The sequence below is a fragment of the Peribacillus sp. P4_D6 genome, assembly GCF_056401795.1.
In genome coordinates this window covers 26,494-41,138 of the sequence record NZ_JBFUIQ010000023.1, presented here as the reverse complement: position 1 = coordinate 41,138, position 14,645 = coordinate 26,494, and the positions used below count along the sequence as shown (strand labels likewise).

The following is a 14,645-nucleotide window of genomic DNA, read 5'->3' as shown; positions in this document are numbered from 1 at the left end:
CAATCATTCTATTAAACCAGTAATCACCTTATTTATTAGAATTCAATATATGAAACAAATCTTCCTCAGTGAGCATTGCATCCGGGAAATCACTTTCTATTAAAGAACCTTGGTCAAATTCAGTTCCCTTGATTTCCATGACAGCATCACCAATAGCTTCCATTATTAGATTCATCTTTTCTTCGGCTAATTTTGAAATTATTTTTATGATTAGTTTTCCATCCTGGATAAATGACAGGAAATGCAGTTTTGGTTTATTTTCAAATTCACCAAAGTCCCTGCTATTGGATGATTCAAATTGAGAATCCAATCTTCCTAAGTAATTAAAAGTAACGTAGATATCCGGCTCCTGAATGACCCCAGGTCGTAAATACTTGATGACGCCATAATCAAAACCTTTATTTGGGATTTCCCTTATAGCATTCTTCGTGTTTTTTAAAGTATCGTCAAACGTCCCATCTGAATGCAGCAATATTGGATACATCGCAGTAAACCAGCCAACGGTCCTAGTAACATCGATTGTTTCATCCACCATTTCCCTGCCATGCCCTTCTGCTTCCAACCAGAAGTTCTTCACTTCAAAAGATTGTTTCAAACCCTTTGCGATTAATGTCAACAATACTTCTTCCACAGTCGCTTTCGATTGCCTTGATAATTCCTGGATCAAGAATTCAGTTTCTTCCTCACTGAATGATTTCTCCATCGTTCTTTCTTCTTTAGCTATAAAGTCTTCCGCTATCTTAAAATCCGTTATTTCACTTTTTGTTTTTTGTTCCCAATAACGGAGTGTTTCAGGGTCCATCAACGATTCATTGTATTTCTTCAAGAAGTTTGACCAGTCTTTGAATGATGACGTTTTATGAGCAAGCCTTCCTGTTTGATTGTTTAATGCGAGATCATGGAGGGTATTGAAATCCTCAAGTAAAATCCTCCAGGAAACGGCATCAATCAATAAATGGTGGATTACCCAAAAGAAGCGATACTTGTTCTGCTGTTCTTTTAAAACAAGCATTTTCATGATCGGTCCATTACTTATGTCCAATGAACCTTGAGCCTTACTTTCCCATTCATCTCTCACCCTTATTCGCGTTTCCTCATCCAAATGATGTATATCCTTATAGACTAACTCCCATGTTTTGTTTTCAGAGTTTATATTCCCGATATATTTATCGTCACGTTTTTCAAATAGGGTTAACAATCCATCATGATGTTCCACGATATGTGATAGATTTTTTTCAATGTCCTCCAATTGAGCACAGGAATCTTTACTAAAAGCAATGGACTGGTTCCAATGATTGATGGAAGCAGTGTGCTCCGCAAAGAACCATTCTTGGATGGGGGTCAGTTCCACATTCCCTCTAGTGGCTATAGGTTGAATCATTACCTTGTTTTCAGTTTTCGCTATCGCAGCCAGCTCTGCTACCGTTTGATTTTCAAAAATTGATTTTGGACTGATGATTATACTTTCCTGCCTTGCTAGTGAACATATTTGAATGCTCTGAATGGAATCGCCGCCAAGCTCAAAAAAGTTATCCCGGATACTGATGTCATCCAACCCTAAGACACTTTTGAATATTTGAAGAAGCACTTTCTCATTGAACGTCTCAGGTTCTTCCAATGTATTGCTTCTGGTTACGGGTACCGGAAGAAGTGCTGAATCAATTTTCCCATTTGCATTTAACGGAAATTTGTCCACTTGCATAAAGAATGAAGGAATCATGTAGCTTGGTAATCTCTCTTTTAAAAATGCTTTTAAGTGATCGTACTCAACTTGTTGTTTGGATGTGAAATAAGCGATTATTTGTTTATTTAAGTTTGGCTGAACCTGAACCTTAATGAATGAGTTACTTACTTGCGGATACGCATTGAGGTTGACCGAAATCTCATCCACTTCGACACGGAAACCTCTGATTTTCACTTGATTATCTTTACGCCCCAGAAAAATCAACTCACCATCGCTCGTGAATTTTGCAAGGTCACCGCTGCGATACAAACGCTTTCCAGCTTTAAAAGGATGTTCAATGAACTTTTCTTTTGTTAAATCATCATTATTCACATATCCAACAGCTAACCCTTCACCACCAATATATATTTCCCCTGCAGCACCGATTGGTACGAGTCTTTGATCAGGACTCAATAAATAAACGTCAGTATTCAGGATGGGTTTGCCTATCGAGACTTTATTATTGGTAGTCCCTTTGTTTTCATACGCTTTAAACATTTCAATCGTGGTCCATACTGAATATTCCGTTGGACCGTAGGCATTATAGAAATTTATACTTTGATAGCGACCCAGCAAGGTTAATGGACATTCAGACCCGGCTGAACCGACAAATTTCACATGGGAGCCCTCTATATTGAGCTCTTGCAATACTGCTGGCGGCAAAACTAGATGCGTTAACTTTTCACTTTTGATTTGATTTTCCAATGCGAATAAATCAAACATTTCCTCCTTATTATTCCCGATATGCAGCTCTGCACCATTTAATAAGCTTCCAAAAATCTCATATATAGAAGCGTCAAAATTAAAAGTGGCAAATTGTAATACCTTTGAGGTCTCATCAAGTTGTAAGTACTTGTTTTGGCTTATTATTAAATTCACTACGCCTCTATGGGATAACATGACACCTTTTGGTTTTCCTGTCGTTCCCGAAGTATAGATTATGTAAGCTAGATCGGAAGGTGCAATAGATTCGTTACAGCACTTGGTAGCCACGTAATGTACGGATTCAAGATCAATCACCTTAGCTATTTTTTTAATGGCAGGAGCCTCAATTTGATTCGTAATGCATATATCCATTTTCGAATCATTGATGATATATTCCAATCTTTCAGCTGGCATCATAGGATCAAGCGGAACGTATGCACACCCGGCTTTAATGATTCCCAACATGCCGATTACCATATCAATCGATCTGTTTACATGCAGGCCTACCTTATTAGAACCGTTTTCGGTATGATTTCTGACCAATTTCGCAATCACATTCGATCTTTGATCTAATTCCGAATAAGTAATGGCCTGACCATTATCAGCAACGGCTAATTTGTTTGAATGCTTCTTGACGATTCTTTTGAATATGGAGGTGATCGTCTCATTTTGATGCGCATCCGAAACCTCACCTTGCCACTCAAATAACAATTGATTCATTTGATTGTCATCTAAATACTCCAAATGACAGATAGGTTTATCCGCATTTCTGCAAATTTGGAATAACCATTTTTCGAAACTCAGCATGAGTCTTTCAATTGTTTCCCGCCTGAAAAGTTCATCGGAATACTCGAATTGCAGGATTAAATCATGAGAACCCTTCACCTTTATAGTCAGGTCATAATTTGAATAAGGAATTTCGAATTTGTCTTGTTCAAGAGTGAAGAATGCGTTGCTAAAGTTCCCATCAAAGCTTTCTTCCATTGCCAAAGCTGTTTGGAACAATGGGGAATGGCTGAGATCCCTGTCTGGATTAATGATTTCAACTATTTTTTCAAATGGAAAAGCCTGATGTTCCAATACATCCAAAATCACTTTACGATTCCGGTTCAATATTTCATGAAATGATTCTGATGGATCAACGGTCAGCTTCAATGGCAGCGTATTGACAAAGCATCCAACTGTCCGGGCAAATTCTTCTTGGCCACGGTTTGCCACGGTACTCCCGACAATGATTTGATTCTTCCCGGTATACCGACTTAAAAACACTTGATAGGCAGTCATCATAAAAGCATATAAAGTCGTACCATTCTCCTTTAAAACCCTGTCAATCAATAAACGAAGTTCATTCGTTATGGCCATTTCCAGTCTTTCGCCTGAGTAAGAAGGTGATTTTGGACGTTGAAAGTCAAACGGAAGTTCTAATGCTTCTTCCTCTTGATCTAAATAACTTTCCCAAAACCTCCTTTGGCTTGGCATACTTTCCTTGACCCACTCCTTATGCCAGACAGCATAATCTAAATATTGCATGTCCAGAGGGGGAATATCCCCAACCCTGCCTGTTTGAATTCTTTCATAAATCTCCAATAACTCTTCGAAAAAGGTGACAAACGATACTCCATCAAAAATGATATGGTGAAAATTGCATACCAAATAATGTTTTTCTTCATCAACTCGAAATAGTTTCATATTAAATAAATGATCATTTTCCAGGTCGAAGCATCTTTCCATTTCTTCAGTAAGATGGGAGGTGACCATTATATCGCTGACTTCTGGATCTAATCCCCGACAGTCTTCATAGGCAATCATGTTTCGGCTTTTTTTTGATAAGAATTGAAGGATTTGATGTTCTTCCCCTTTGAAATTAGTTCGCAAAGTTTCATGGCGTTCAATCATGAAATCTAATGCCTGTTGCAGGTCATCAATGTCCACAACGCCATTTAAAATGAACTTAAATGGCATATTATAGAGCATTTCCCTTTCACCCAGGCTGTCGAACAGATACATTCTATCTTGATTATGAGAAAGCATTCCTTCACTTTTCCCACGTTTATAAGGCTTATTTACCTCGTCTTCCCTCATGTCGAGGAGCATGTCCAGAAAACTTGCCAGTTTTTCTATATTCCATTGACTTGAAATGATTTCCGGTGTTAATTGAATACCAAACTCCTGTTTTATCGAAGACAAAAACTCATCTTTTTTTTCACTTGTGCTTAGTGATTCATTCATGTCCTCTACTAGTGATAGTTTTAAAGGTTCAATAACAATTGAAATCAAGTTTAATAGCCTATTTTCCGTTTCACTGATCATCCTGTTCATAGAAAAACACCTCAATTCTTTTCCATTCAACTTAACTTATGCATATCGTCCAATTGTTTGATGAGTACAGATAGTTCCTTTATGGTGGATTGTTCGAACATCACCTTGATTGGTAATCTCACTCCCAGGTTATTCTTCACCATTTGAATAAATTGCATCGCTAAAAGGGAATTCCCACCTAAGTCAAAGAAGTTGGAATCTGTATCTATTGTCTCTTGTTCTAAAATTTCTTTCCAAAATCCAATAAGTTTTTCCTCAATTAACCTTTCCTTCACCGCAATTGTTATCTCCATATATTTCCCCTCATTTCACTTTCGATTTTTCCAGCATTTCACTTAAGATTTGATTAAATATAGAAAGTACGGATGACCTTAACTTTGGATTGACCGCTGCCTCATTAAATTTAATTTGAACACTTGAACCAGGGGTGATGATGATGACGATTGGATAATGGGTCGTTTCCCGTCCTTCTTTCAAACTCACATTGATTTCATCATTATTAGCTAGTTTCATCGGATAGTTTTCAAAAGCATATAATGATTCAAATAGTTGGTTTTCCAAATTAGCCCACCCATAAATCTCTGATAAAGGTGTATTCTCATAGGCACTTAATTCCAAAAATTCATTTTGAACCTCATCCAGTATTTCCATGTAGGTCTTTTCGTGGCTGATACGCTTGATGAACGGCACAGTGTTGATAAATGGACCAACCATTGCCTCAATATTTTGGATAGGAATATTCCTGCCGGATGTCACTACGCCGCAGCATACATTTTCCGTACCTTTTACTTCTTTCAAAGTGGCTAGCCAAACGGTTAGAAAGAAAGTATTCATGGTAATCTTGTATTCCTGACAGAATCGTTGAATGGAATCACTTAATTCCTCATCCAATACTTTCAAATAGCTATTCTCAATGTACCCCTCGCCTTCTTGCCCTCCCATTAAACTGGATCCGGAATTCCGGGCACCTTCCAACTTTCCTGCCCAATAGTCCCGCAGTTCCTTATTACTTGTATAATCTTTCATATATTCAACATACTTTTTAAATGAAGGACTCACGGATGATGTTGGTGTTATTGAATGATAAGCAGCAAAAATGTCATTAATCACCATCGAGTAACTCCAGCCATCCATAATAATATGATGGAATGTCCATATTAATTGGTATTGATTTTCCGTAAGCTTAACGATCATGAAGCGATTCAGCTTATTATTCTCGATATCTATGATCTTATATTGATCTGCTAACAACTTTTCCAACTTCTCTTGATGATCGATCATTTCTTCATATTCAATCTCGGTATCCACGGAACTCATTAACAGTTGGTAGAATACCCCTTTTCTGCTTGAATACAATTTGGTTTTTAAAATGTCATGTTTCCCTGCAGTTGTCACAATGGCATTGGTTAATTTTTCGACGTCCAGAAAACCTTTAATATCAAAAATGAGCTGCACTTTATACTGGCTGCTTTCACTATCAAACAAGCTATGGTACAACATCCCTTTTTGCAAAGCCGTCAATTCATAAATATCAATAATGCCAGTTTCGTGGTGCAAGAGTTGGTTAAGTTCCTCTTCGGACATATCCACCAATGGAAAGTCTTCCGGACGGTACATCTGTTTTCCCCTTGTTTCTTCTTCCAATGTCCGTAACAATTCCTGCATATTGAGTTGCATATATTGCTCAAAATCTTCTCTTACGAAATGTCTGTTATAGTTTATTTTTATGGTTTGCTCCTCATTCACTACAAGCAATTCGATATCGACTTCATGTTCGGTATAGGAATTATGTTGAATATCTTGTTCACTAAAAAAGGTGACCTCTTTTGCAGCCCATTCATTGTTTTGGTGAAATCTACCTAAATTATTGAAACTGATGATCGGCCTATTTTGTTTCATATATGTCTCGTTGCATAATTCGGTTATGATCCCATACTCAATCCCTTTATTAGGCAGGGTCCTCAACTTTTTCTTTGTACCTTGAATCGTGTTCGAAATCGATTCTTTATTTTCTATATAAACCGGGCACATGGTCGTAAACCAGCCTACTGTCCTGGACAGATCGACACCTGCAAATAACTCTTCGCGGCCATGTCCCTCCAAAGTAAAATGAATATCTTTTTTATTGAAATATTTCCCGATTAGCGTTGCGAAAATGGATAAGTATATTTCATCGATAGATGCTTTATACGCTTTTGTCATATCATTATAGATTTTGCTTGTAATCTCTTTATTCAGCTTCATTTCAAATGATTTTCCATCGTAAACATTTCCTGTTTTGACCAGGGCGTTTTCATATACCGTTTCATGTTCATTCAGCCAGTACTCTTTAATGCCTAAAGGAATGCGATTTTTATATTCATTGAGGTTATTCGCCCATTCCTTATATGATGTCGTTTTATTATCCAGTTTTAGTTCCTGATTGTTTATATCCTGAATATATAGCCGGTCAAAATCTTCGATCAAGATTCTCCAGGAAACCCCATCAACAAGTAAATGATGAATGATCCAATTGATTACATGCTCGTTTTGCCCAGTATTGATGCATACTATTTTCATTAGTGGTCCGTTTGAAATGTTGATGCCCTGTTGTGCACCAATCCCGAGTCTAGCTATTTCCCGTCCCTGCTGGTCCTTATTCAGGTTTGATAGATTCACGTAATTCAAAGTCCAATTTTCAGACGGGCCGATATGCTTTTCCACCTGCGAAAATGATTCTTCTCTATTGAACCGTGATCTGAGCCCATCATGATGTCTGACGATATGGGCCATGATTCTTTGCAGCCGTTTCTCATTCAATTGCGGGTAGCCCTTTAACGTTACAGATTGATTCCAATGATTAAAATTATTTATTTGTTGAGTAAAAAACCAACTTTGAATAGGTGTAAATGGTGCCTTTCCAAAAACATCAGACTGATTTATCGTTACATCGCCCGTCAATTCCACAACCTTTGCCAGCTCTTCGATACTTTGTTTTTCAAAGATGTTTTTTGATGTGATGAGAAGATTTTCTTTCTTGGCAAGTGAACAAATTTGAATGCTTAGGATGGAATCTCCTCCACATTCGAAAAAGTTATCAAAGATGGTTATTTCCTGATTATTCAGTACCTCTTTCCATATATTTAACAATTTTTGTTCCGTTCCATTCATGACACTTTTACTGTTAGTTCCTTCCGGGTTCGTTTTTGTATCCGGCAAGCTCTTCGCATCCACTTTGCCGTTAACGGTTAGCGGAAAGGACTCCATTTTAATGAAATAAGAAGGAATCATATAATGGGGAAGATGATTCTTCATATAATCCCGGATATAAATTTCTTCAAGGTCATTGTCGGAGATATAATAGGCCATGATGAATTTCTTCGATTTAGATTCATCTTTTATCGCTATAAAGCAATCCTTTATACCAGGGCATTTATTTAGAACTGCACTGACCTCCCCAAGTTCGATACGATATCCGCGTATTTTCACTTGGTCATCAGCCCTGCCTGCAAAAAGTAGATTTCCATCCTCGGCATACTTAACCAAATCTCCAGTTTTATATAGTTTCCTTGAGGGATTGAACGGATTTTGAATGAAGCTTTCATCGTTTTTCCCCGGATTATTTATATATCCCCTTGCAATGCCTTTCCCGCCGATATACAGCTCGCCTATTTGACCTTTAGGAACAGGCTTCATCCTGGAATTGAACACGTATGCTTCTGCATTTAAGATTGGCTTTCCGATCGGAATCACTGTATCATCACTTGGAAGTACCTTATATGCTGTTGCAACGACAGTGCCCTCCGTTGGACCATAATTATTATATAAATCAAAGCTCAAACGATCGGGTATCGTTTTTAAACGATCTCCCCCTGTCAAAATAGCTCTGATTGATTCTGGAAATTTCATATCGTTAATAAATAATTGCTCGAGCAGCCCCGTTGAAAAAAACGCGAGTGTGACCTTCTCCTTTTCCATCTTCTCCGAAAGGATCTCTACATCCAATAAATCATAGTAATCCAGTATCAGGAGTTTATTTCCATTGGTCAGATAAGGGAATATCTCCCAAACGGAAGCATCAAAAGATGTATTCGAAACCAGTACTGCTGCATCCTTTCCATCTACTGAATAATAATTGATATGCCAATTACAAAGATTGGCCAACCCTCCATGTTCAATCATGACCCCTTTAGGTTTTCCCGTTGTTCCTGAAGTGTAGATGATATAGGCCAGATCACTTTCCGATATCTTTGTTGAACCGAATACTGTGCATTCAATTTCTGGTTCTTTTAGTATGTCTTCGATACATAAAAGTTTTCCTTCATCACCGGGATACTTTGTAAGTCCTTCTTCATTACTTAAACAATATGTGATTTGAGAATCCTCAATCATATGTTTCAACCGTGGCACTGGCTGTGAAGGGTCCAAAGGCACATATGCCGCCCCAACTTTCATAATGGCTAAAATGGCCGTAACCATATTGATCGATCGATCCATAAAAATTCCAATTCTATCCTCTGCACCTACATGATTTAGGAATAAGCGTTGTGCCACCTGATTTGCCCGGGCATTTAACTCGGTATACGTCACTTGATCATCACCATGAACAATGGCAACATCATTGAAATTTGTACTCACTTTATTCTCAAACCTGGTTATTACATCTTCAAAACGATGATCTTCCACTTCTTGAGTTACATTGCCTGTCCCCATTTCGATTAATGATCGCAACTGTGCAGGCTCTAAGTAGGTAATGTCCTTTATCCGCTTGCTTTCCTTGGTTGTAATCTCTAACAGCCAATGCTGAAAATTACTTGCCATTCTTTGTATCGTCTTTTTATTGAATAATGCTTTGTTATATTCAAACGAAATGAGTAATTCATCATCATCCATTTCTTCTGCCTGAACAACCAAATCAAATTTAGCTTTAAAGGTATTGATTTTTTTCGGTTTTAACTTGAAATTCCTATATGCCAGCTTTTCTTTTTGGTTATTTTGCAGGACGAATACTGTTTCGAACAATGGCGTATTTTCCATGGTTCTTTCTGCCGATAAATATTTCAAAATCTCCTTAGTAGGTAAATTTTGATGGTCAAAAACACCTGCAATATTTTTTATGTTTTTTCGCAAAATCCCTTCAAATGAATCTTGCTGGGATACATGTAATTTAAAGGGCAAGGTGTTGACGAAATATCCTATCAATTGTTCAGTATCCACATGGTTTCTCTTCGCCAAAGGGCTGCCGACGACAACTTCCTCTTCATCAAAGTAAACTGATAAAAAGGTTTGATAGGCGGTAAGTAAACTCATGAACAAAGTCGATTTCGTTTTTTTATGAAGACTTTCCAGGTTGTCTTGAATTTCTTTAGGTAACAAAAAGCTGATAATATCGGACGTGCTTTTACCTTCTCCGGTTTTTTGATGATCATATTGTAAAAAAGACTTTTGCCGTAATGCCGTTATTTCATTACTCCAGAACTCATTATCTTTATCTGTTACATAATTTGGTGAGTTTTTTTGCCATAAAGCATAATCTCCATATTGGATTGATTGGTTATCTCTATCATTTCGGTCGCCATTCTCGATTTCCTCATAAATGGCAAACCAATCATTGATCAATAATGGAATCGACCAACCATCAAAAATAATATGGTGGATGTTACATAATAATTGATATTCACTTTCATTCCTCTTCACTAACGTCATTGATAGGAGGGGACCATTTACTAAATCAAATTGCCGTTCCGTTTCTTCCTTCACAAAGTGATTCATTTTTTCTTCCTGCATGTCTAAAGGAAGATCCGAAACATCGAAATAATTAATATCATGATGAATCGACTCATCGAAAACCAAGATGCCCATTCCAGCTTCTTCCCTAATGACACTTTTTAAGATTTGATGTTTATTGCTTAGCTTATCTAACGATAATTCCAGGTTTCCTTCATTCACTTCACCTGCTATTTCATACGAAAAAACGATGTTATATAATGATTTGTCTACATTGGTTTGATGAATGAACCACAAATTTTCTTGCTCATATGTTAAAGGATATGTATTTCTGGCATTGATATGGATAGGTGTATAATCTTGCTTTACCTCTTCTTTTTGACGAGCTTCTATGACTTCGGATAATTTCATAATCGTATCGTTTTCCAATAAAACGGAAGGAGCAATTTCAATATGAAATTGATTTTTAATATTGACAATCAATCTCATTATCGATAATGAGTTTATTCCACTTTCAAGTAGCGACTGATTATTTTTTATAACCCCATTGCCTATGATGCTAACCACTAATTCCCTTACTTTTTCACTTATTGTTTCATCTGCTGGATTCTTGAAATTCGGTGTAGTTTCACGGTCTTTTATTATGAATTTTGGTAATGAAGATTTATCCAGTTTTCCATTTACAGTTAGGGGGATGTAGTCCACCTTGATAAAAAAGCTTGGTATCATATACGCTGGCAATGAGCTTTTTACACTTTCCCTCAAATAATCAGCAGCTAATTCTTCATCAGCAACATAGTATAAAAATAAATGCATATCATCATTAAACGCTTTATCCATCGTAACAACTGCGTTCTTGATGTTTTGCAATTCATTATACGCGCTCTCAATTTCCCCTAATTCAATCCTGAAACCTCTTAGCTGCACTTGCTCATCATTTCTGGAGATATATTGCAGATCACCATCATCCAACAGTTTCACTATATCCCCTGACTTATAGTAGCGGACATTATCGATATCCATAAATTTCATCTCATTCATCATCGGGTTTTTATAGTAGCCAAGCGATACACCTTTTCCTGAAACGTATAACTCGCCCTCTTCATCTCCAGTTACTTCTTCTCCATTTTGATTCATCACTTTGAACCCAAGATGAGGCAGGACTTTTCCGATATTGGTCATTCCTTTTTCAACATCACCCTTAGCGATTTCTTTGTAGGTTACATGAACGGTGGTTTCAGTTATTCCATACATATTTATTAGCTTTGGCAGCCTGCCATTTTCGGGTGAAAACCACTGCGCCAATTTCTTGAAGTTTAATGCTTCCCCTCCAAAAATAATGTATTTTAAACTTAATTCATTTTGACGATTTATGAGCTCACCACTCACTTCGAAGAAAGCGCTTGGCGTACAATTAAAAACGGTTGTTTGTGTATTTATCAATAATTCAACAAAGGATATTGGATTTCTGCTTTCTTCAAATGAAACCACAACAACTTCTCCGCCATATATCCAAGCCCCCCACATCTCCCATACGGAGAAATCAAATGCGTAGGAATGGAAAAATGTCCATTTATCTTTATTAGTAAACTCGAACAAATCGTCGCAGCCATAAAACAAGTTCATGACGTTTTCATGTGAAACACAAACTCCTTTAGGCTTTCCTGTTGAGCCCGATGTAAAAATGATATAGGCTGGATCTTCTGGTTCAATTAAAGTATGTACATTCTCACCTGTCATACCTTTTGATTTATCTATCACTTCATCAATGGATACATAATTACAACCAATGTCGCTAATCCGGCTTTTATCCCCAATTAATAACTTCAATTCTGAATTCTTTATTATATGCTTTACTCTTTCATCAGGACTTTTAGGGTCGATAGGTACATAAGTAACACCCGATTTTAGCAGGGCTATGATTAAAAATAAAACCTGCTCGGATTTTTCAATATAGATTCCGACATTGTCTCCTTTATTTATCCCTTTGTCTTTTATGTACATTGCCATTTTATTTGCCAAAATATTCGTTTCTTTATATGTAAATTGCATATCCTTATTTCTTACTGCAATATTATCTCCATATTGCCTGACACTTTCTTCAAATAAATTCGCTAAAGAATTCATATTCATCATTTTCCCCCATTATTTTAAATATGTGCCTGATGCAACTGTCAACATATGAAAAACCAAAGAAACCAAAGCGATTACAATCGTTATGATCCATGCATTTCTTCTCTTAATGAGCGCCAATTTTTCCAGACTATAGCTGAATAGAATTAAACTGACAATGTAAAACAACTCAAACTCAGCCATGAATGTGTGAAGGATGGAGCTTTTATCATGCACCAGTAAGGATAAACTAGTGAATGTCGTTTCCTTGCTCTTAACCAATAATGCGATGATCGCATTAACACCGGATCCAATCACGATGCATACCCCTGCATTTATGACAGCTTGGCAAACCCCTTTTATATTTACCGGTCTTTCTTTTAAAACTAAAAATAATAGGCACACAATTAATATTTGAATGATGAATGTAACCAATAATCCAAGAGCTCCCATTACAATTGTGTTAATGGCAAAACTAAGGGCTCCGATCTCTGAAATGGACATGCCATTTAAGACGTTCATCCCTTTTTGATCTGCAGAATATAACAAAAGCGTCGTTTCGATACCTGCTATTAAACTGAGTATCAATAACGAAATGATTAACTTGTGAACTCTATCCTCTTTTTTAAAAAGATATTGTACTAATTTGTTTTTGTTTTTTAATTCAGCATTTGCTGCCATTTTTAATTCCATTGGTATTCCCCCTCAATTATTTTCGTAGAATTTATCGGAAAGGTAACACTTCTTATTTCATCATTCACGAGTACAACCGTTGATTTATATTGGGTAAAATTTTTATAGAAAAGTGAGATGTTATCATGATCCATGTCAACCTTGGAAATTTCATAGATTTCAAGTGGAGAGGTCAATCCTGTTTTTAGTATCTTTGATAGACTTTCTTTTGCACTAAAGAAAACTTCTTTACTTAAAACACCATCGCTTTCCTTAATCATTTTTTTCTCGGATTCCGTTAAGTAGGTTTCTAAAAATTCAGAATCGGATTTCGTTTTAGTCTCAATATCGATTCCCATTGGATGCAGTTGATCAAAAAGCAATATTCCGAATGTTTTATCCGTATGTGTGATGGATATACCTATGTTCATTAAAAAGAACAAGCTTGTAACAATGACCGGCTGTCCAAAGACTCCTTTCAACAGGGATACATTCTTTATTTCATCCAAACCAATACCAAAAAACTCCATAATTGCTTTTTTTCCAAAGTACAAACTTTTCTTTGCTTCGATGGATCTTTTGGGACCATTTTGCAAATTTAAATAATTCCATTCTTTTTCGTTAAAAATATCATCAATATAGTCCAAATTGACTGAATTCGCTTCATAATACTTGATATAAGATTTATAAATTTTTTTCTTATTCATAAAGTATTCAATCATTTATAATTTTCCTCCCCTCTTTTTTCTAGAAATCCCGCATTTTTTCTCCATTTTTTTCCTCTAAAATTTCTTTTTTTAAACAATTATTTCATTTTCTGGGTCAAATATTACCTATTATCATTATCGATAACACTTTATCACAACAATTTTGCCGAGTCCATTAAAAATTTGTAAATTATCTACATTACATAATAACTTTACCATTTTTTATTATTTTTCTACTTTAGTAGTATTTTCATAGGACTTATCGTGTGAAATTTAGAATGAAAAAATCAACTTGAAATTTTCTAATTAAAAAAGCCATATTTTATTTTTCACTATAATTTGTGAAAAATAAAATATGGCTTTAATACTGTTCAATCATTTTGGTTGTTTAATGAAAATGTGCATGGCCTTTTTTAATATCTCATTCTCTTCTTGTAGATCTTTAATTATTTTATCCTTTTCCTCTTTCATACTGAGCCCTGAAAAGCCATTACTGGATTCCGCCGAGCCAACTTCATTTGTTTCTTTATAGATATTGATCCAATTTCTTAATGTAGGTATGGATATATTAAGTTCTTCGGCCAATTCTCTAGGCTTTCTGCCTTCTTCCAATACTAATCGAGCAGCATAAATTTTAAAATCTTTATCATGGTGCTTCCCCATAATAAGACACTCCTTTTTTAAATTTATTTAGTGCCGAT

General features: G+C 36.2%; 6 protein-coding genes. All 6 read right to left on the bottom strand.

All coding sequences use genetic code 11. From position 1 onward, the window contains the following. Window positions 1-28: 28 nt before the first annotated feature. The 6 genes from AC1DVB_RS10260 to AC1DVB_RS10235 all read right to left on the bottom strand — a co-directional run bounded on the left by AC1DVB_RS10260 (window position 29) and on the right by AC1DVB_RS10235 (window position 14,607). Window positions 29-4,747, bottom strand: coding sequence for an amino acid adenylation domain-containing protein (locus AC1DVB_RS10260; RefSeq protein WP_477589154.1), 4,719 nt, complete (start codon window positions 4,745-4,747; stop codon window positions 29-31). Window positions 4,748-4,773: 26 nt separating this feature from the next. Then, window positions 4,774-5,040 (bottom strand): phosphopantetheine-binding protein, encoded by a 267-nt coding sequence (locus AC1DVB_RS10255; protein ID WP_048679062.1) that lies wholly within the window; start codon window positions 5,038-5,040, stop codon window positions 4,774-4,776. A gap of 10 nt (window positions 5,041-5,050) precedes the next feature. Beyond that, complete coding sequence (locus AC1DVB_RS10250; protein WP_477589152.1) at window positions 5,051-12,586, bottom strand: amino acid adenylation domain-containing protein; 7,536 nt, start codon at window positions 12,584-12,586, stop codon at window positions 5,051-5,053. A 12-nt stretch (window positions 12,587-12,598) separates the two neighbouring features. Next, on the bottom strand, window positions 12,599-13,258 hold the full coding sequence (locus tag AC1DVB_RS10245; protein WP_095678636.1) for a hypothetical protein: 660 nt from the start codon (window positions 13,256-13,258) through the stop codon (window positions 12,599-12,601). Then, window positions 13,249-13,959: a 4'-phosphopantetheinyl transferase family protein gene (locus AC1DVB_RS10240; protein ID WP_095678637.1), complete on the bottom strand. Its 711-nt coding sequence runs from the start codon at window positions 13,957-13,959 to the stop codon at window positions 13,249-13,251. The genes AC1DVB_RS10245 and AC1DVB_RS10240 overlap by 10 nt, the downstream gene beginning before the upstream one ends. Before the next feature lie 360 nt (window positions 13,960-14,319). After that, complete coding sequence (locus AC1DVB_RS10235) at window positions 14,320-14,607, bottom strand: transposase (RefSeq protein ID WP_063577392.1); 288 nt, start codon at window positions 14,605-14,607, stop codon at window positions 14,320-14,322. Between the last annotated feature and the right edge of the window lie 38 nt (window positions 14,608-14,645).